This is a genomic window from Embleya sp. NPDC005575 (genome assembly GCF_040605455.1).
Taxonomy (GTDB): Bacteria; Actinomycetota; Actinomycetes; order Streptomycetales; family Streptomycetaceae; genus Embleya.
Genome location: NZ_JBEXCV010000009.1, coordinates 56,609 through 75,330, shown reverse-complemented (window position 1 = coordinate 75,330; position 18,722 = coordinate 56,609). Strand labels below are relative to the sequence as shown.

The 18,722-nt window shown below is 69.0% G+C and carries 17 protein-coding genes; 7 read left to right on the top strand and 10 right to left on the bottom strand.

Features of this window, described 5'->3' with window-relative positions; all coding sequences use genetic code 11:
• Positions 1–11: 11 nt before the first annotated feature.
• Both ABZS54_RS05170 and ABZS54_RS05165 read right to left on the bottom strand, forming a co-directional pair.
• Positions 12–2,432, bottom strand: coding sequence for a DUF6049 family protein (locus tag ABZS54_RS05170; protein WP_355531203.1), 2,421 nt, complete (start codon positions 2,430–2,432; stop codon positions 12–14).
• On the bottom strand, positions 2,429–2,890 hold the full coding sequence (locus ABZS54_RS05165) for an NUDIX hydrolase (RefSeq protein WP_355531201.1): 462 nt from the start codon (positions 2,888–2,890) through the stop codon (positions 2,429–2,431). The genes ABZS54_RS05170 and ABZS54_RS05165 overlap by 4 nt, the downstream gene beginning before the upstream one ends.
• Positions 2,891–3,019: 129 nt before the next feature.
• Here ABZS54_RS05165 and ABZS54_RS05160 point away from each other — a divergent pair, with 129 nt between their 5' ends.
• Entirely contained in the window at positions 3,020–4,504 is a 1,485-nt protein-coding gene (locus ABZS54_RS05160) for a CCA tRNA nucleotidyltransferase (protein ID WP_355531199.1), read from the top strand.
• Between the two features lie 60 nt (positions 4,505–4,564).
• Here ABZS54_RS05160 and ABZS54_RS05155 read toward each other — a convergent pair whose 3' ends face one another.
• The 5 genes from ABZS54_RS05155 to ABZS54_RS05135 all read right to left on the bottom strand — a co-directional run bounded on the left by ABZS54_RS05155 (position 4,565) and on the right by ABZS54_RS05135 (position 9,261).
• Positions 4,565–5,221, bottom strand: coding sequence for a hypothetical protein (locus ABZS54_RS05155; RefSeq protein ID WP_355531197.1), 657 nt, complete (start codon positions 5,219–5,221; stop codon positions 4,565–4,567).
• A 144-nt stretch (positions 5,222–5,365) separates the two neighbouring features.
• Positions 5,366–5,875 carry a hypothetical protein gene (locus ABZS54_RS05150; protein WP_355531195.1) on the bottom strand — a complete coding sequence of 170 codons (510 nt, stop codon included), beginning with the start codon at positions 5,873–5,875 and terminating at the stop codon, positions 5,366–5,368.
• 134 nt (positions 5,876–6,009) lie between these two features.
• Entirely contained in the window at positions 6,010–7,329 is a 1,320-nt protein-coding gene (locus tag ABZS54_RS05145) for an MFS transporter (RefSeq protein WP_355531193.1), read from the bottom strand.
• A 144-nt stretch (positions 7,330–7,473) separates the two neighbouring features.
• Entirely contained in the window at positions 7,474–8,553 is a 1,080-nt protein-coding gene (locus ABZS54_RS05140) for an inositol-3-phosphate synthase (RefSeq protein WP_355531191.1), read from the bottom strand.
• A gap of 48 nt (positions 8,554–8,601) precedes the next feature.
• Positions 8,602–9,261 carry a PadR family transcriptional regulator gene (locus tag ABZS54_RS05135; protein WP_355531189.1) on the bottom strand — a complete coding sequence of 220 codons (660 nt, stop codon included), beginning with the start codon at positions 9,259–9,261 and terminating at the stop codon, positions 8,602–8,604.
• A gap of 531 nt (positions 9,262–9,792) precedes the next feature.
• Here ABZS54_RS05135 and ABZS54_RS05130 point away from each other — a divergent pair.
• Together ABZS54_RS05130 and ABZS54_RS05125 are read left to right on the top strand one after the other, a co-directional pair.
• Positions 9,793–12,171 (top strand): transglycosylase domain-containing protein, encoded by a 2,379-nt coding sequence (locus ABZS54_RS05130; protein WP_355531187.1) that lies wholly within the window; start codon positions 9,793–9,795, stop codon positions 12,169–12,171.
• Positions 12,172–12,285: 114 nt separating this feature from the next.
• On the top strand, positions 12,286–13,725 hold the full coding sequence (locus ABZS54_RS05125; protein ID WP_355531185.1) for a glycosyltransferase 87 family protein: 1,440 nt from the start codon (positions 12,286–12,288) through the stop codon (positions 13,723–13,725).
• A 67-nt stretch (positions 13,726–13,792) separates the two neighbouring features.
• Here ABZS54_RS05125 and ABZS54_RS05120 read toward each other — a convergent pair whose 3' ends face one another.
• The 3 genes from ABZS54_RS05120 to ABZS54_RS05110 form a co-directional block, all read right to left on the bottom strand.
• Positions 13,793–14,824: an alanine racemase gene (locus ABZS54_RS05120; protein ID WP_355531183.1), complete on the bottom strand. Its 1,032-nt coding sequence runs from the start codon at positions 14,822–14,824 to the stop codon at positions 13,793–13,795.
• Positions 14,825–14,956: 132 nt separating this feature from the next.
• Positions 14,957–16,075, bottom strand: a complete 1,119-nt coding sequence (locus tag ABZS54_RS05115; RefSeq protein WP_355531181.1) for a peptidoglycan bridge formation glycyltransferase FemA/FemB family protein — start codon at positions 16,073–16,075, stop codon at positions 14,957–14,959.
• A 221-nt stretch (positions 16,076–16,296) separates the two neighbouring features.
• On the bottom strand, positions 16,297–16,623 hold the full coding sequence (locus ABZS54_RS05110) for a hypothetical protein (RefSeq protein ID WP_355531179.1): 327 nt from the start codon (positions 16,621–16,623) through the stop codon (positions 16,297–16,299).
• A gap of 245 nt (positions 16,624–16,868) precedes the next feature.
• Between ABZS54_RS05110 and rpsF the strand changes: the two genes are divergently transcribed.
• The 4 genes from rpsF (at position 16,869) to rplI (ending at position 18,611) form a co-directional block, all read left to right on the top strand.
• Positions 16,869–17,159, top strand: coding sequence for a 30S ribosomal protein S6 (gene rpsF, locus ABZS54_RS05105; protein ID WP_020557172.1), 291 nt, complete (start codon positions 16,869–16,871; stop codon positions 17,157–17,159).
• 76 nt (positions 17,160–17,235) lie between these two features.
• Positions 17,236–17,844: a single-stranded DNA-binding protein gene (locus ABZS54_RS05100; protein WP_020557173.1), complete on the top strand. Its 609-nt coding sequence runs from the start codon at positions 17,236–17,238 to the stop codon at positions 17,842–17,844.
• 66 nt (positions 17,845–17,910) lie between these two features.
• A complete protein-coding gene (rpsR, locus tag ABZS54_RS05095; protein ID WP_020557174.1) occupies positions 17,911–18,147 on the top strand; it encodes a 30S ribosomal protein S18 in 237 nt (78 codons plus the stop codon).
• A gap of 17 nt (positions 18,148–18,164) precedes the next feature.
• Positions 18,165–18,611, top strand: coding sequence for a 50S ribosomal protein L9 (gene rplI, locus ABZS54_RS05090; RefSeq protein WP_020557175.1), 447 nt, complete (start codon positions 18,165–18,167; stop codon positions 18,609–18,611).
• The last annotated feature ends 111 nt before the right edge of the window (positions 18,612–18,722 follow it).

The following is an 18,722-nucleotide window of genomic DNA, read 5'->3' as shown; positions in this document are numbered from 1 at the left end:
TGCCCACTTTCTCATTCGGGGCGGTCGGGCGTGGATCCCGACGGTGTGTGTCCGTGCGGGTCGGCCGGATCCGGCGGTCCGTTCCCGCCGGCGTAGGGGGCCGCGGAGTGGGCCGGCGGCCACCCGGATGCCGGTCGGATCGGATCCGGGCCGACCTCCTCCGAGGGGTCGTTATCGGACGGCGTGTCGTCGCCGTCTTCACCATCCTCGTCGTTCGTGTCCCCGGCAAGGGCCGCTTCCCGACGTTTGCGCAGGAAGGCCCGCAGCGAGAACACCGCGAGCAGGAAGGCGAGGCCGCCGATGATCCAGCGGGTCAGCACGTCGATCGTGGTGGTGTTGACGAAGAACGACTCGGGCGGCCTGACCGCCCGCCCGTCCGGGGTGAGCAGCCGGACGTCAACCATGACCTTGCCGTTCGCGGCCGACTTCGCCGATATCGGCACCTCCCGCCGGCGCCCGTCGGGCACCGTCACGGTGATCGGATCGCCGAGTTTGAGCCGATTGGGCTGATGCGAGTCCGCCGCGATCCGCACGATGACCGGCTGCTGGAGGTTGTTCACCACGGTGACCGGGATGTTGCCCTCGTCGCCGGACAGCGTCACACCGGTTCTGCGGATGATGTAGACCAGCGATTGCAGCTCGCGCAGGCTGCGGGTGACGCCGAGCCGATAGCGGTCCATTCCCTGCGGGTCGCCGCGCCACTCGGTGGACAGCAGGCGCAGCAGCGCGGGGTTGAACGGGCCGGTCACCCGCTCGGGTCGGGTCAGGATCGAGGCGAAGCTCTGCATCGAGCGGACCAGGTTGTCGGTCTCGGTGAGGTACTGCATGGACGGCTCGCTCGCGGAGACCGCCTTGGGGTAGCCGGCGAGCTTGCGCGCGGGCAGCGGGGCGGGCTCGGCGGCGAGGTTGGCGAGGGTCGCGCTGCGGGTCCAGTCGGCCGAGGCGTTGAGCACGTCCTTGAGCACGTTGGCCAGCGAGGCGTCCATGGTGCGCGGCGGGGCGATCAACAGGCTGCGGGAGGCCGAGGGCTCCTGGAGCACGATGGTCAGCAGTTCGGCCAACAGCTGCTGGGTGGTCAGCACGCTCTGTCCCGGCGCCTTGGTGTCCGCGGCCAGGATCCTGTCGATGTCCGGGTCGGTGACCAGCGCGGTGCCCTTGTCGGTCCCCGGCAGGGCCGCCGTGGCCGACGGGGTGACCTTGAGTTCCTTGGTCGGCGGCAGCGACGCGCCGGAGGCGATCACGGTGCTTGCGCCGGTGCCGTTCGCGAGCCGGACGATCGAGGGGTCCAGCGCGCCGCCGGCGGGCCATGCCACGTCGGTGCGCACCGGGCGGGCCAGGGTGCGCTGCATGACGGTGGCGGATTCGGCGAGGGCCTCGCTCAGCTGCGGGCGCAGGTCCGCCTTGCCGGCCTCCAGGGCGTGTGCCACCGCGGCCAGATCGGTGTCCGCGTACGGCAGGGCGATCACCGGCTGGGTGCCGATGCCGGTCTTGAGCCGGTCCAGCCATCCGGTGGCGACCTGGCCGCCCCCGCCGGCGAGCGTATTCGTGGTCTGGTTCGGCGTCGCCTTGGCCGTGTCCTCGTCGCTCGGGGCCTTGCCGTTCCGGGACTTCCTCGGCTTGTCGGGATCCAGGCTGCCGGGCGGCGCGACCCGATAGCCGCCGGCCATCTCGGCGGCGGAGTCCAGCAGTTCGGGATCGATCGCCCAATCCACCTTCATCCCGGTACCGATATTCACCAGGTCGTACAGCCGCCCGCCCGGGGCGAACTGCGCGGCGAGGTCGTCGTCGCGGAACACCGGCGTCTGGCCCTCGTCGCCGAGCGTGGTGCCGTCCCGATGGGGCCGATCGACGAGCGGCCAGACCGTGGCGACTCGCAGGTTCTGCACGTTCTTGAGGCCGTTCCTGGGAATCCACGGCAGGAACGTGCGGGCCGCGCCGGCCGTCCTGCCGCCGATCCTGGCCTCGATCCCCAGCGGGTAGGCGCCGGCTACGCCCAGGCCCAGCGTGTCGGCGGGGAAGGTGAACGTCCACGGCTGGGCCGCGCCCGCTCCCGGATCCAGGTTGTGCAGCACGACCGGCTTGGAATCGCGCAGCAGGGTGCCGTTCGACTGGGCGTCCTCGGGAGAGCTGATGCCGCTGCGGAAGAGTGGCTCGGAGGTGCGCACGCGCACCGCGACCTCCATCGAGTCGATCGCCCTGGTGCCGGTGTTGAGCACCCGGCCCTCGATGGTGATGCTGCCGCCGGCCTTGGCCACCGGGGTCATCTTGGTGATCAGGACCTGGATCCCGTCGCCGTCGGCGGCGCGCGCGGCGGTCGGCGGGAGCATCCCGAGCAGGCCGGCGGCGAGCACCAGGGCCAGTATCAGCACGGCGAGCATCCGGCCGCGAAGCACGATGCCCCCGGTTCCGGGCCGGGATCGGCGATTGCTCACGCGCTGTCCGCCAACAGTTCCGGGGCGAGCGTGACCAACCGCCGCTCGTCGGGGTAGGCGAGGCGCGCCGAGAGCGCGCCGAGCGGAACCCAAGCCACCGCTTCGACCTCGATGTCGTCGTCCGACAGATCCCCGCCCGCCGCCTCCATGAGGTAGTGGTGGACGGTCTTGTGCACCCGCCGATCCGGCGCGGTGAACCAATAGTCGATCACCCCGAGCGGGGCCAGCACCCGACCCACGATGCCGGTCTCCTCCTCGACCTCGCGCAGCGCGGCGTCGACCACGCTCTCGCCGTTCTCGATGTGTCCCTTGGGCAGCGACCACAACAACCGGCCGCGGCGATCCCGACGCGCGATCAACGCCGCGCGCAGGGTGAGTCGATCGACCACCAGACCACCTGCCGAGATCTCCTCGACCACCTGCAGCCGACGGCGCGGCGGCGTGGTCTCGGAAGGCATCCGCCAAGCTTAGTGCGACATGCGCCACGCCATCACGCCATGATCACCCCATCGCACGGCCCGTTCGCGGACGCGGTCCCGCAGTAATGCGCGCGAGACCTGCGGCCTCGACCCGTAACCTTGTCTCCCGTGCCGAACGCCAAGAACACACCCCACCCGGACGACCCGCCGGCCGGCGGCGAACTGAGCGCCGTACAGCGCCGCGCCGTCACCGAACTGTTGCGCGTCGCCCCTGTCGCCGACGACCTCGCCCGCCGCTTCGACGCGGCCGGGCACACGCTCGCGCTGGTCGGCGGCTCGGTACGGGACGCCCTGCTCGGTCGGCTCGGCAACGACCTCGACTTCACCACCGACGCGCGCCCCGAACAGGTGCTGGCGATCGTCCGCCCCTGGGCGGACGCGGTGTGGGACGTGGGGATCGCCTTCGGCACGGTGGGATGTCGCAAGAAGCTCGCGGACTCGCCGGACTACCAGATCGAGATCACCACGTACCGCTCCGAGGCGTACGACCGCACCTCGCGCAAGCCCGAGGTCTCCTACGGCGACTCGATCGACGACGACCTGGTCCGTCGCGACTTCACGGTCAACGCGATGGCGGTCGCGCTGCCCGGCATCACCTTCGTCGACCCGCACGGTGGGCTGGAGGATCTGGCCGCGCGGGTGCTGCGCACGCCGGGTACCCCCGAGGACTCCTTCGGTGACGACCCGCTGCGGATGATGCGGGCCGCGCGCTTCGCCGCGCAGCTGGACTTCGAGGTCGCGCCCGAGGTGGTCGCGGCGATGACGGACATGGCCGAGCGGATCGACATCGTGTCGGCCGAGCGGGTCCGGGACGAGCTCAACAAGCTGATCTGCTCCGAGCACCCGCGCAAGGGCCTGGAGCTGCTGGTCTCCACCGGGCTGGCCGCGCGGGTGCTGCCCGAGTTGCCGACGTTGCGCCTGGAGGTGGACGAGCACCACCGGCACAAGGATGTCTACGAGCACACGCTCACCGTGCTCGAACAGGCGATGGCGCTGGAGACGCCGGGCGAGCCGGACCTGATCCTGCGGCTTGCCGCGCTGCTGCACGACATCGGGAAGCCGCGCACGCGGCGCTTCGAGCCGGACGGGCGGGTCTCGTTCCACCACCACGAGATGGTCGGCGCGCACATGACGCGCAAGCGGCTGAAGGCGCTGAAGTACCCGAAGGACGTCACGGACGACATCACCCGCCTGGTCGAGCTGCACCTGCGCTTCCACGGCTACGGCACGGGCGAGTGGACCGACTCGGCGGTGCGCCGGTACGTGCGCGACGCGGGGCCGCTGCTGGATCGGCTGCACAAGCTGACCCGGTCGGACTGCACGACGCGCAACAAGCGCAAGGCCGTCACACTCGCGCGTGCCTACGACTCGCTGGAGGAGCGGATCACGCAGCTCGCCGAGCAGGAGGAGCTGGATTCGATCCGGCCGGACCTGGACGGCAACGAGATCATGAAGCTGCTGGAGGTGCCGCCGGGCCCGCTGGTGGGCCGGGCCTACCGGCACATGCTGGAGATGCGGCTCGAACACGGCCCGATGGACCACGACGCGGCGGTTTCGGCGCTGCGCGAGTGGTGGGCCGCGAACGGAGCCTGACGGTATCGGGAAGCCGGTCGGTGGGCGTGGGGCACCGACCGGCCCGATGGTCGTTCCGGCTTACGGCGTCGGAGCGACGTCGACGCCCTTCTTCTTCTTCAGGGCCTCGAAGTCGTCCTGCTTCAGCATGATGGTCGCGGTCGGATCGAACGCCTTGACGTCCGCCAAGGTCGTGTTGGCGGTGAATCCGAGGCAGAGCGTGCCCTTGCCCTTCCCGGTCCACTCGTAGCTCGCGACGTAGCCGTTGACCGATTCACACTTCTCACTGGCCGAGGCGTCGCTGTACTTGTGCAGCGTCTTCCACTTGGCGCCGGCCGAAGTGCAGTCGACGATCTTGGGCGACTCCTTGGAACTGACGAGGCCACCCTTCATCGTGCCGAAGCAGCTGCCCGCCTTGGCACCGGTGACATCGTCCTTGCTGAACGCGTTCTTGGCCACGGTGCCGGCGATGACCAGGCCGGCCAGGACCACGAGCGGGATGACGATCTTCTTGATCTTGCTGCTGCGCGGCGGGGGCGGCGGCGGGCCGCCGTAGAAGCCCGGCTGACCACCCTGCGGGAAGCCGGCGGGCGGCGGGAAGCCGCCCTGCGGCGGCTGCGGCTGGCCCGGCTGCTGACCCCAACCCTGCTGAGGCTGCTGGGGCTGCCCCGGCTGCTGGTTCCAGCCCTGGTTCGGCTGCTGGGGGCCGTTCGGCCCGGGCGGGAAGGGATTGGACATGGGGACGATCTCCGTTGCAGGGGATGGTGAGACAGTCCGGAACACTAGGGGTCCGGCCGGACACGCGCTGCGGGGATTCCCCTTGCACCGGTCGAATGTGAGCGGAATAACGGGCAAAGAGGCGCTATTCGTATGTGCGTCGAATCATTTCCGTGCGGCGAGACACAGGACGAAGCTCTCCACGGTGGGGTCCGAGGTCAACGCGATGGGATCGCCCGGCACCGAATCGCAGATCCCCGAGAACGTGGTCCCCTGAACCCGCTCGACCACGATGAACCGCGCCTCCGGGTCGTCGCACCTCACCGGCTTCTGGTCGACCGGTGCCTTGTCCCGCAGACAGTCGCCCTCGTGGATCTGCGGCCCGCCGTTCTCCTTGTGCACGTACCACCAACCCCCGGCGGCGGTGCCGCCGACCAGCAGCACGGCCACCACCGCGACCAGCACTCCGCGCCCGCGCCGATTCGGCCCGCTCGGCGCGGCCGCCGCCCGGCGCGCCGCGCGTCCGTCGGCCTGTGCCCGGCGGACCACCACGGGCACGTGCGGCAGCGTCGCTTCCCGCGACGGAAGCGGGTGCCCGTGCGGCAGGGTGTTCTCGGTCCAGGCCGGTATGTACGGCAGAGGATCGTTTTCACCCGAACCGGCGTTATTGGACATGGAGTATCTCCAGAGGTGCCGAAAATGGCTGGATGTGCAGGTTAGAACTTCACCCTCGCCATTGCACTACCCACAGGTAATTTCCTGGACATGTAGCCGAGGAAAATAAGCCTCGGCAGGTGTCAAAAGGGATATCAGGGCCGGCGACTGTCGGACGGAAGGGCCGTGATGATCACCGGAGGGTGGCGGCGTGCTGCCAGTGTGTACAGGACGCCGGTCGACGCGTACACCGCGGCCACCCCGATCAGCACCGCCGGCGAGCGGCCGTCGTCGGGCAGCCCGAGCGCCGCCACGGCGGCCGCGCCGACGAACGCGACGTTGAACAGCACGTCGTACACGGAGAACACCCGACCCCGGTACGCGTCGTCGACGGTGGTCTGCACGATCGTGTCCACGCCGATCTTGGCGCCCTGCGAGGTCAGCCCGAGCAGGAACGCGCCCACCATGAGCGGCGCGAACGCGAACGGCAGGCCGAGCGCGGTCTGGCACACCGCCCCCGCCAGCGCGCATGTGCCGATCCAGGCCGCGACGCCGATCCGGGTGGTGATCGCGGGCGTGGCCACGGCCGCGGCGAAGAAGCCGAGCGCGGACACGCTGACCGTGATCCCGAAGGTGGCCAATCCCCCGTCGGTGTCGCTCGGATCGTTGAACGTGTTGCGGCAGAGCAACACGGTCATCACGGTGAGCACGCCGTAGCAGAACCGCATCGCGGTGATCGCCGCCAACGCGTGCGCGGGGGCCCGCCGGCGCCACACATGCGTCGCGCCCTCGCGCAGCCCACGCGCCACCGAACGCAGCGCCTCGCCCACTCCGGGCAACACCCGGTCCGGATCGGGCCCGAGCAGATCGGCCGGCATCGTCGCCGCGACCGCCGCCGAGCCCAGGTACAGCAGCCCGGACACCACGATCACCAGCGCGGTCGCCCCGGAGCCCTCGGCCAGGAACGTGTGCACGAGCACCGCAGCCCCGCCGCCGATCGCCGCGGCGACGGTGCCGGCCGTGGGCGACACCGAGTTCGCGGTCACCAGCCGCTCGGCCGGCACCACGCGCGGCAGCGACGCGGACAGCCCGGCGAGCACGAACCGGTTCACCGAGAGCACCACGAGCGCCGCCGTGTAGAAGACCGGGTCGGGCACCCCGATCAGCACCAGGCTCGCGGTCGCCGCGACCAGCACCGCCCGCAGCAGGTTGCACAACACCAGCACCTGCCGTCGCCGCCACCGGTCGAGCAGCACCCCGGTGAACGGTCCGACCAGCGAGTAGGGCAGCAGCAGTACCGCGAACGCGGTCGCGATGTCCGCCGCCGAGGTCTGCTTCTCCGGCGAGAAGAACGCCTGGCCCGCGATGGCGACCTGGAAGGCCCCGTCGGACAGCTGTGAGGTCAGCCGGGTGGCGAAGAGCCGACGGAAGTCGCGCAGCTTCAGCAGCGAGCGCAGATCACGGATGAGGGCCACGGCGCCCACCGTAGCCGGCCGGCGGCCGGGGGCCGGAAACCGCACCCGTCCCGGGCGGGTACGCCGAAGGCCCGGCTCCTGGACGGGGAGCCGGGCCTTCGGTTACTCGTGCGCACCGCGAGGGCGCGCGTCGAGCGGAGCGGATCAGCGCTCGATGTCGCCCTTGATGAAGGACTCGACGGCGTCGCGGGCCTCGTCGTCGAAGTACTGCACCGGCGGGGACTTCATGAAGTACGAGGACGCCGACAGGATCGGGCCACCGACGCCGCGGTCCTTGGCGATCTTCGCGGCGCGCACGGCGTCGATGATGACACCGGCCGAGTTCGGCGAGTCCCAGACCTCGAGCTTGTACTCCAGGTTCAGCGGGACGTCACCGAAGGCGCGACCCTCCAGGCGCACGTACGCCCACTTGCGGTCGTCGAGCCACGCGACGTAGTCCGACGGGCCGATGTGCACGTTGTCCGCGCCCAGGTCACGGTCGACCTGCGAGGTGACCGACTGCGTCTTGGAGATCTTCTTCGACTCCAGGCGGTCGCGCTCCAACATGTTCTTGAAGTCCATGTTGCCGCCGACGTTGAGCTGCATGGTGCGCTCGAGCAGGACACCGCGGTCCTCGAAGAGCTTCGCCATCACGCGGTGCGTGATCGTGGCGCCCACCTGAGACTTGATGTCGTCGCCGACGATCGGCACGCCCGCCTCGGTGAACTTGTCCGCCCACTCCTTGGTGCCGGCGATGAAGACCGGGAGAGCGTTGACGAACGCGACCTTGGCGTCGATGGCGCACTGGGCGTAGAACTTCGCCGCGTCCTCGGAGCCCACCGGGAGGTAGCAGACGAGGACGTCGACGGCCTGGTCCTTGAGGACCTTGACCACGTCGACGGGGGCCTCGGGCGACTCTTCGATGGTCTCGCGGTAGTACTTGCCGAGACCGTCCAGGGTGTGACCACGCTGCACGGTGACGCCCGACGGCGGCACGTCACAGATCTTGATCGTGTTGTTCTCGCTGGCACCGATGGCGTCCGTGAGGTCGAAGCCGACCTTCTTGGCGTCCACATCGAAAGCGGCCACGAACTCGACGTCACGCACGTGATACTCGCCGAACTGCACGTGCATCAGGCCGGGGACGCGGCTGTTCGGGTCGGCATCCTTGTAGTACTCGACGCCCTGCACCAGCGAAGCGGCGCAGTTGCCCACGCCGACGATGGCTACGCGAACCGAACCCATTCCGGTTGCTCCCTGTGATCTCGACGAAGCCGCCATGAACCGGCGACCTCAGTTATTGGATGCGGACGGGTCCGAGGCCACGTCCTGGGTGGGGGTCCGAAGCCGGTCGGCGTCCTGCGACGCGTCGACCGGTGCCTCGGGGCCGGTGGCGTCCGGAGTGGCTCCGGCATGCCGCTCGGCGGTGATGAGCTCGTTCAGCCAGCGCACTTCGCGCTCGACCGACTCCAAGCCGTGTCGCTGCAACTCGAGGGTGTACCCGTCGAGCTTCTCCCGCGTCCGGGTCAGCGACCCGCGCACCCGGTCGAGGCGTTCCTCGAGCCGGCTGCGCCGACCCTCGAGGATACGCATGCGCACCTCGTGGTCGGTTCGACCGAAGAAGGCGAAGTGCACGCCGAAGTTCTCGTCCTCCCAGGCCGAGGGCCCGGACTCGGACAGCAGTTCTTGGAAGTGCTCCTTGCCCTGTGCCGTCAGCTGGTAGACGATCCGGGACCGCTTGCTGCCGGCGAGTGCCGTCACCTCCGGAATCTCTTCCGCGAGCCAGCCCCGTTCCAGCAGGGACTTCAGGCAGGGGTAGAGGGTGCCGTAGGCGATGGCACGGAACGAGCCGAGCACGGTGTTGAGCCGCTTGCGCAGTTCGTAACCGTGCATGGGGGAGTCGTGCAGCAGGCCGAGGATCGCGAATTCGAGGACGCCACCGCGCCTGCTCATCGCCTTCCTCCATCCACTGCGGACCGGACCGGACGTGGACCCTTTGCAACCGTGGGATACGGTCGCAGCCGACCTTCGTCCGGCCGGGGCTCCTGTGTCCCCGGCTCGATGTACCGGCCCGATGTATCGAACCGATACATCGAGACGATAGGTCTCCTTGCCGTGTGGTGGCAAGGCGGCCGCCGGTGACTCGGGTCACAGGCAGGTCACAGTGAGGTCGCGAAAGCGGTTCCGCGTAGTCTGTTCCGCCGTGTGGTACCTCAAGCCCCGCTTCCTGCGGAACCGCCCCCCGCGCGCGTGCGTCCTGGGGAGCGGAGAGCCACGACCCGTGCGTCCGACCTCCGCGTCGTACGGCCGAGGAGTAGCGAACGCATGAGTGAACATCGCCGTAGATCACAGCAGCCGCGCCCCGAGGGGCGCGGTGACTCGTATTCGGGGGGCGCGGGTGATGCCGGGGGCGGGACGCCACCCGGTGGCTCGTCGCTGCCCGCCGGACCCGGAGGAGGCGACGAGGAGCGCCCGCTCTCGCGCGTGGAGGCTCGACAGGCCGCCCGTTCGGGTGGTCGGCGAGCCGCAAACGGCGCCGCCTCCGGCGGCCGATCGCGCGCGGAGGCCGGTCCGCCCCGGAAGAAGCGGTTCATCGACTACCCGAGGTACGGCAAGACCGGCGTGCGCCGCTGGTTGCCGTCCCTCAAGCAGATCCTGGCGATGATCCTGTTCTTCCTCGCGTCGGTCATGGGCCTGGCGGCCCTGGCGTACGCGATGGTCAAGGTGCCTGACCCGAACGCGAACACGACCTACCAGTCGAACATCTACTACTACGCCGACGGGAAGACCGAGATCGGTCGGACCGGGCAGGTCAACCGGCAGAACGTGACGGTGGACCAGATCCCCAAGCACGTACAGCAGGCCGTGATCGCGGCGGAGAACCGGTCGTTCTACAGCGACTCGGGCGTCTCGCCCAAGGGCTTGCTGCGGGCCGGGATCACCATGGTCAAGGGTGGCGACACGCAGGGTGGTTCGACCATCACCCAGCAGTACGTCAAGAACACCTATCTGACCCAGGAACGGACCTTCAAGCGCAAGTTCAGCGAGATCTTCATCGCGCTGAAGGTCGACCGGCAGATGCGCAAGGACGACATCCTCGTCGGTTACCTCAACACCGCCTTCTACGGCCGCACCGCGTACGGCATCCAGGCCGCCTCGCAGGCCTACTACGGCAAGAACGTCGGCGACCTGAACGTGGCGGAGGGCGCCTATCTGGCGACCCTGCTCAACGCGCCGAGCATCTACGACGTGATCGAGTTCCCCGGCCAGATCGACAAGGTCAAGGGGCGCTGGGCCTACGCGCTGGACGGCATGGTCAAGGAGGGCTGGCTGTCCAAGGCGGAACGGGACACGCTCCAGTTCCCGATGCCGATCAAGCCCAAGCCGGCCGCGAACAAGGCCGGGCAGGCCGGATACCTGATGAAGGTGACCGACCAGTACCTCAAGGCCAACAACGTGATCCCGGAGGCCGAACTCGCGCGCGGCGGCTTCAAGATCGTCACGACGTTCGACAAGGCCAAGCAGGACGCGGCGGTCGCGGCGGTGCAGAGCCAGCTGACGGACACCCTCAAGCCCGAGAAGAACAGCGCGGACAAGTACGTGCGTACGGGCCTGGCCTCGGTGGTCCCCGGCGATGGCGCGGTGGTCGCGTTGTACGGCGGCAAGGACTTCGTCCAGCAGGAGTTCAACGACGCGATAAGGCGAGATATCCAGGCCGGTTCGACGTTCAAGCTGTTTGTGCTCGCCGCGGCATTGCGCAGCGGCGGACAGGACGGGAAACCGATCGGTCCGGAGAGCATCTACAACGGCGACAGCAAGATCCCGATCAGGCTGCCGAACGGTTCGACCTACAAGAACAACAAGACCGGCGGCGATTATCTGGCGCCGAACGAGGGCGACCAGGACTACGGTCCGGTCACCATCACCAGAGCCATGGAGAAATCGGTCAACACCGTCTTCCTCCAACTCGCCGCCAACGTCGGCGCGGACAAGGTGAAGAAGGCCGCGATCGACGCGGGTCTGCCGGAGAACCTCGGCGACTTCGCTCCCGAGCCGGTGATAGCCCTCGGTGTGGCCCCGCCCAGCGCGCTGGACATGGCCGAGGCCTACGCCACCTTCGCGGCCCGGGGTATACACGCCGATCCGTACTACATCAAGGAAGTCACCTACAACGGCTCGAAGCGGGATCTGCCCAAGCACGAGCCCAAGCCGCTCTTCGAGAAGAACGTTGCGGACACTGTCAACCAGGTCATGATGCGGGTCGTGGACAACCCGCCGCTGAATGACGGCACCGGCCGGGAAGCGAAGAAGCTGAACCGCCCGGTGGCCGGCAAGACCGGTACCACCGACGAGAACAAGTCGGCGTGGTTCGTGGGTTACACACCGCAACTGGCGACCTCGGTCGCGCTGTTCCGGGAGGATCCCAACACGCACGTCCGGTTGTCGCTGGAAGGTCTGGGCGGCGGTGGATCGGTGCACGGTGGTGCGATGCCGACGATGGTGTGGACCGAGTACATGAAGAAGGCCATGGACGGCCTGCCGACCACGGACTTCGCCCAGCCGGGCGAGAAGTACGACAAGAAGGACAACGCGACGCTCCCGCCGTCGAGCGCGCCGCCGACGTCGCGCGCGCCGTCGCCGCCGCCGACGTCCAGTGCGCCGCCGACCACGTCGGCGCCGCCGACGTCCACCACGCCCGGGGGCGGCCCGCAGGGCGGCACCGGTGACCCCGGCGGCGGGCACAGCACCAAGCCGCCGAGCAGCAGCAGGCCACCGAGCTCGGATCCGCCCGGAGGCTCACAGGGCGGCCCCCGAGGCGGTGGCGGAGCGAACGGCTTCATCATCGGCGGCCGGGGCGGCTGACCGGTGGCGGGGCCGCACCCGCACTAGCCTTACGCGTGCCCCATCGCCTCGGCGGTGGGGCACGCGTTGTCGTATCCGGCCGGCGAGGGCAGCCTCCTCGGGGAGCGCGAGAGGATGGGCGCCATGACGCCGACATCGACCGAACCCGTCCTGCCCACTCGGGACGACCCCGTGGTCCGGGCGGGCAGCGAGCTCGTCGGCGGACCGGCCGGCCGCCGGATCCGGTTCGTGCCGAACCGGTGGTGGACCCCCGTCCGGGTGCTCGTGCTGCTCGCGGTGGTCTGCTTCGCGCTCGGCATCATGCAGAAGAAGCCCTGCTACGACGGCGGTTGGTTCTCCGGCACCACGCAGTACTCGCACGCGTGCTACAGCGACATGCCGCACCTGTACATCAATCGTGGTCTCGCGGACGGGAAGATCCCGTACTTCCAGGAGACCGGCGACAAGGACATGAAGTTCCTGGAGTACCCGGTCATCACCGGCGGGGTGATGACCTTCGCCGCGACCCTGTCGCGGGCGGCCGGGGACATCACCGGGGGTGATCTGCAGGACGAGCAGTTGTGGTTCGTGATGATCAACGCGTTGATCATGATGGCCTGTGCCGTGGTGACCGTGATCGCGGTCAAGGGCACGTCCGGGCGACGTCCCTGGGATGCCGCGATGGTGGCCTGTGCACCCGCGTTGGCGCTGAACGGGCTGATCAACTGGGACCTGGTCGCGGTCGCGCTGACGGCGGTGGCGATGTGGTCGTGGGCGCGGCGCAACGTGGTGGTCGCCGGCGTGCTGATCGGCCTGGCGACCGCGGCCAAGCTGTATCCGGTGCTGTTGCTGGCACCGCTGTTCCTGCTGTGTCTGCGCTCGGGCCGGATGGTGGCGTTCGCCAAGACCGCGGCGGCGGCGACGGCGTCCTGGCTGGTGGTGAACCTGCCGGTGATGCTGGACTTCGACGGCGGATTGCACATCCGCGAGGGCTGGAAACTCTTCTACACGTTCAGCCAGGACCGGCCCGCCGACTACGGGTCGATCTGGTTGATCATCCAGCAGCGCGACGGCCGACCCCTGGAGCACCTGAACACCTACGTCACGCTCGGCCTGGTGCTGTGCTGCCTGGCGATCGCCGCGCTGAGCATGTACGCGCCGCGCCGACCGCGGTTCGCCCAACTGGTGTTCCTGATCGTGGCGGCCTTCATCCTGACCAACAAGGTCTACTCGCCGCAGTACGTGCTGTGGTTGATCCCGCTGGCGGTGCTGGCCCGGCCGCGCTGGCGGGACTTCCTGATCTGGCAGGCGTGCGAGGTGACGTACTTCATCGGCGTGTGGATGTACATTGCCTCGTTCTCCGGCAAGGGCCTGTCGCAGAACGCGTACCACGTGGTGATCCTGCTGCACCTGCTCGGTACCGCGTACATCTGCCTGGTGGTGGTGCGCGACATCCTGCGCCCGGACCGGGACCCGGTGCGCGCGGACGGTGGCGACGACCCTTCGGGCGGCGTGCTCGACCGGGCGCCGGACGTATTCGTGCCGAACTCGGTCCTGGCCCGCGCGCAGGGCTGAACACGCGAAAGCGGCCTCGGTCACGGCGGTTCGCCCGCCGCGGCCGAGGCCGCTTGCGTCGTCCGGGTCAGCGAATGGCGATCCGGTCGAAGTGCGTCGTGGTGTGCCGCAGCGCGGCCTCCAACTCGTCGCCGGGCTTGGGCGGGGCCACGTCGTTGGCCAGGAACAGCAGGCTGACCTGCATGTGCGGCGGCTCGGCGAACCAGCGCTGCTTGCCCGCCCAGGTGAACGGGGACAACGAGCGGTTGACGGTGGCCAGGCCGGCCCGAGCGACGCCCTTGGCGCGCGGCATCACCCCGCGCACGGTCTTGGGCGCCTCCAGGCCCACACCCTGGGCGGTGCCGCCGCTGACCACCACCAGGTGCCCGTCACTGGGCGCCTTGCGCTGGCGGTAGCCGAACCGCTCGCCGCGCGCGATTCGCACCACGTCCAGCACGGTGCCCCGGCTGGCCAGCGCGTCGTGGTCGCCCAGCCACAGGTCGGTGCCGATTCGCGGCCGGAACTCGGTGTCCGGGTGCCGCTCGCGCAGCACCGCGAGCTCGGACGCGGTGAGATGGCTGACGTACATCGTGCGCACCGGCAGCCGGGCCGCGCGCAGCCGCTCGACCCAGCCCACCACCTCGGCCACCGGGTCGTACCCGTCCGGGTGGTCGAGCGGCAGGTGCAGCGAGAAGCCCTCCAACCGCACGTCGTCCATCCCGGTGCGGAGCTTGACCAGCTCCTCCTCGGTGACCCCGTCGCGCTTCATCGTGGTCATGCACGCGACCACCACCCGGCAGCCCACCAGATCCCGGGCGGCCTGCACCGAGGAGACGGTACGGATGGTGCGATCCGGCAGCGGGACCGCCTCCTCGCCGCGCAGGTACGGGGTGAGCACCAGGACCTTGCCGTCGAAGTGGTCCTTGACCACCGCGGCCTCGTACGTGGTCCCCACGGCCACGGTGTCCACGCACATCCGGGCGGCCTCCGCGGCCAGCCTGGGGTTGGTGAATCCGTACCCGTTGCCCTTCATCACCGGTACGAGACCGGGGAACCTGTCGCGTACCCCGTCCTGGTGCTTGCGCCAGCGGGCGGCATCGACGTAGAGCGTGAGCGACATGGGCGTTTCGGGGCCTTCCGTGTGCGGGACTTGCCCTTGGGGAACGCAGGGCGGAGGCGGGGAACACGCGACGGCGGCTGCGTCGCGGTGATCACGTGACAAGCCGACGACACAGGTGTCGCCGGCGTTGCGTCAGCGGCGTGACATGTACATGTCCAGTGCCTTGTGCAGCATCTTGTTGAGCGGGAAGTCCCACTCGCCCAGATACTCGACGGCCTGGCCGCCGGTGCCGAGCTTGAACTGGATGAGCCCGAAGAGGTGGTCGTTCTCGTCCAGGGTGTCGCTGATGCCGCGCAGGTCGTAGGCGGAGGCGCCGAGTGCGTACGCGTCCCGCAACATCCGCCACTGGATCGCGTTCGAGGGGCGGACCTCACGCTTGTGGTTGGCGGACGCGCCGTACGAGTACCAGACGTGGTCGCCCACGGTGACCATCGTGGTGGAGGCGAGCACCTCGCCCTCGTGCTTGGCCAGATACAGCCGCATGCGCTCGGGGTCCTCGGCGTTGAGCGCCTTCCACATGCCCTGGAAGTAGGCCAGCGGCCGCGGGGTGAAGTGGTCGCGAACCGCGGTGACCTTGTAGACCTCGTGGAAGACGGGCAGGTCGTCGTAGCCGCCCTGGACCACGTCCACGCCGGCCTTCGTGGCCTTCTTGATGTTGCGTCGCCACAGCTGGTTGAAGCCGGCGTGCACGTCGTCCAGGCTGCGCCGGACCAGCGGCACCTGGAACACGTAGCGCGGCTGCACGTCGCCGAAGCCGGCCCCGCCCGACGCGTCCTGCTGCCAACCCAGGCCGCGCAACTGCTGCTCCAGCTCGGCACCCCGGTCGTCGGTCCAGTCCGGGGTCAGATCGCGCAGCCGGTTCGCCGACTTGGCCGCGATCGCCTTCTTGATCGTGTCCGCCTCCCAGCGGGCGATCACCACCGGCGGGCCCATCTTGACCGAGAACGAGCCGCGGCTCTTGAGGTGCGCGAGCATCGGGTCGAGCCACTTGCGCAGGTCGCCGTCGAACCAGTCGATGACCGGGCCCTCCGGCATGTACGCGAGATAGCGCTTTATCTTCGGCAGTTGCCGGTACAGCACGAGTGCCGCGCCCACGACGGCGCCCGACTCGTCGATCCAACCGATGCTCTCGGATCGCCACTCACTCTTCACCGCGCCCCACGAAGGGCACTGAAGAAAGCTCACGGAGGGCCTGCCCTTGATGAAGGCGAGATGTTCCTCGGCGGTGAGCGTCCTCAGGCGCAAAGACATGTAAGAGCTCCTCGGGATCGGTTCGGCCGTGACAGAGGTTACTGCGCCTTTGGGCGCTATGGATCGTGCCTGGTGGCCCGAGTCGCACCGTACGAGGACGAGGCGGAACTCACCTGTCGAAACGGGTGCTCTTTCCGGCCCGCATCCGACCCGGTCCGTACCCGACTCGGCCCGCCGGATTCTTGTCCGGCGGGCCGAGTCGGTCGGGGTGAGTGCGCGGGTCAGTACAGTCCGCCGTGGAACATGTTCATGAACAGGGAGACGGCGGACACGCCGAGCGCGAGCACGGTGATGACCCGTTCCCCCGTGGTCGCGGAGAACATCTGACTGACCAGACCGGTCACCACGCCCGCGAGCGCGGTCCACGCGCCCAGGATGTGCATGCCCTCGAAGAACGCGCAGATGCCCCCCACCAGCGCGAACAGCACCACCGTGGCCACCAGCGCGTTCTCGCGCGGATGGGCACGGCCGTCGGAGTTGAGGGTCAGGCGTGGTCGATGCGCTTCCGCGGTTGCCACGGTTCCCGTACGGCGGATCGTATGTGCCATCGCGCACCTCCGGCGAGTGACTACGGGGCGGACGTTTTGTCCGTATATCCCATCCCCCAGGGTGACCGGCCTCATGCTCGGATTTCAAGACTGTGACCGGGTCCGGGTAGGCTGTACCGTCCGCTGCACTCTCGGCACCCCCGTGTGTTCACATATCGGGGGCCGCCTTGGCGTGGCGGCATTACGCAAGCCCTCCTGCCACGGAGATTCCGTGGCCGATCAGTCCACAGGAGGTGGGTGTTCACATGCGTAGCTACGAACTCATGGTCATCCTCGACGCGGACCTCGAAGAGCGCGCGGTCACGCCGCTGCTCGAGCAGTTCCTCAATGTCATCCGCAACGACGGTGGCAAGGTCGAGAAGATCGACACGTGGGGCCGTCGCCGGCTCTCGTACGAGATCAAGAAGAAGTCCGAGGGCATCTACGCCGTCGTGGACCTGGCCGCGGAGCCCGCGACCGTCAAGGAACTCGACCGTCAGATGAACCTCAACGAGTCGGTGCTGCGGACCAAGGTCCTGCGCCCCGACCAGCGCTAGTCCGAGCTCGCGCGCACCACCAACCGCACCGCACGTCGAAACGCAGCACTGCGCTGAAATCAGCGAAGGGGTCAGCATGGCAGGCGAGACCATCATCACTGTTGTCGGGAACCTGACTGCCGACCCGGAACTGCGCTTCACGCCCAGCGGTGCCGCTGTCGCGAACTTCACCGTGGCGTCCACGCCGCGCACGTTCGACCGTCAGACGAACGAATGGAAGGACGGCGAAGCGCTGTTCCTCCGGTGTTCGGCCTGGAAGCAACTGGCGGAGAACGTCGCGGAATCCCTCCAGCGCGGCACGGGCGTCATCGTCCAGGGTCGGCTGAAGCAGCGGTCCTACGAGACCAAAGAGGGCGAGAAGCGCACCGTCGTGGAGCTCGAGGTCGACGAGATCGGCCCGACCCTGAAGTGGGCCACCGCCAAGATCACCAAGACCAGCCGCGGAGGCGGCGGTCAGGGTGGGTACGGCGGCGGTCAGCAGCAGGGCGGTGGCGGTTACGGCGGCCAACAGGGCGGCGGACAGCAGGGTGGCGGTGGCTACGGCGGCCGTCCCCAGCAGGGCGGTGGCGCACCCGCCGACGACCCGTGGGCCACTCCCGCGGGGGGCGGCCAGCAGCAGGGCGGCGGCGGCGCGGGGGGCTGGGGTCCCCCGCCGGGCGGCTACTCGGACGAACCCCCCTTCTAGGCCGCAAGGCCGAGGGAACGGTTCGCACCCCGAGCTGAAGACTTCTGAAACGATCTGGAGAGCACAATGGCGAAGGCGCCTGCGCGCAAGCCTAAGAAGAAGGTCTGCGTGTTCTGCAAGGAGAAGATCTCCTATGTGGACTACAAGGACACCAACCTGCTGCGGAAGTTCATCTCCGACCGCGGGAAGATCCGCGCTCGTCGCGTGACCGGTAACTGCACGCAGCACCAGCGTGACGTCGCCGTGGCTGTCAAGAACAGCCGCGAGATGGCGCTGCTGCCGTACACCAGCACTGCTCGCTGAGAAAGGGTGATCTTGTCATGAAGCTCATCCTCACCCACGAGGTGACCGGTCTCGGTGAGCCCGGCGACATCATCGAGGTCAAGGACGGCTACGGCCGCAACTACCTCATCCCGCGCGGCTACGCGATTCGCTGGAGCCGTGGCGGCGAGAAGGACGTGGCGGCCATCCGTCGCGCCCGCAAGGTCCGCGAGATCCGCACGCTCGACCAGGCCGCCGAGGTCAAGGGTCAGCTCGCGGGTCTCAAGGTGACGCTCCAGACGCGCGCCGGCGAGACGGGTCGACTCTTCGGCTCGGTCACCGTCGCGGACGTCGTGTCGGCCATCAAGGCCGCCGGCGGTCCGGACATCGACAAGCGTCGCGTCGAGATCGGTACGCCGATCAAGACCGTCGGGTCGCACCGCATCACGGTCCGCCTCCACCAGGAGGTTTCGGCCGCGCTCGACCTCGACGTCGTGCCTGCCTGACCTGAGACACCCGAACGGCCCGACCCCTTCCGGGGGTCGGGCCGTTCGGCGTTTCCGAGTAGCCGACTGAGTAGCGGTACTCATGTCCCGAACACCCCCGCCGCCGCAGGC

Coding starts and splice junctions, on each gene's coding strand:
- ABZS54_RS05165 (WP_355531201.1), bottom strand. CDS start 2,890: ATGCCTTCCGAGACCACGCCGCCGCGCCGTCGGCTGCAGGTGGTCGAG.
- ABZS54_RS05155 (WP_355531197.1), bottom strand. CDS start 5,221: ATGTCCAATCCCTTCCCGCCCGGGCCGAACGGCCCCCAGCAGCCGAAC.
- ABZS54_RS05150 (WP_355531195.1), bottom strand. CDS start 5,875: ATGTCCAATAACGCCGGTTCGGGTGAAAACGATCCTCTGCCGTACATA.
- ABZS54_RS05140 (WP_355531191.1), bottom strand. CDS start 8,553: ATGGGTTCGGTTCGCGTAGCCATCGTCGGCGTGGGCAACTGCGCCGCT.
- ABZS54_RS05135 (WP_355531189.1), bottom strand. CDS start 9,261: ATGAGCAGGCGCGGTGGCGTCCTCGAATTCGCGATCCTCGGCCTGCTG.
- ABZS54_RS05125 (WP_355531185.1), top strand. CDS start 12,286: ATGGGCGCCATGACGCCGACATCGACCGAACCCGTCCTGCCCACTCGG.
- ABZS54_RS05120 (WP_355531183.1), bottom strand. CDS start 14,824: ATGTCGCTCACGCTCTACGTCGATGCCGCCCGCTGGCGCAAGCACCAG.
- ABZS54_RS05115 (WP_355531181.1), bottom strand. CDS start 16,075: ATGTCTTTGCGCCTGAGGACGCTCACCGCCGAGGAACATCTCGCCTTC.
- ABZS54_RS05110 (WP_355531179.1), bottom strand. CDS start 16,623: ATGGCACATACGATCCGCCGTACGGGAACCGTGGCAACCGCGGAAGCG.
- rpsF (WP_020557172.1), top strand. CDS start 16,869: ATGCGTAGCTACGAACTCATGGTCATCCTCGACGCGGACCTCGAAGAG.
- ABZS54_RS05100 (WP_020557173.1), top strand. CDS start 17,236: ATGGCAGGCGAGACCATCATCACTGTTGTCGGGAACCTGACTGCCGAC.
- rpsR (WP_020557174.1), top strand. CDS start 17,911: ATGGCGAAGGCGCCTGCGCGCAAGCCTAAGAAGAAGGTCTGCGTGTTC.
- rplI (WP_020557175.1), top strand. CDS start 18,165: ATGAAGCTCATCCTCACCCACGAGGTGACCGGTCTCGGTGAGCCCGGC.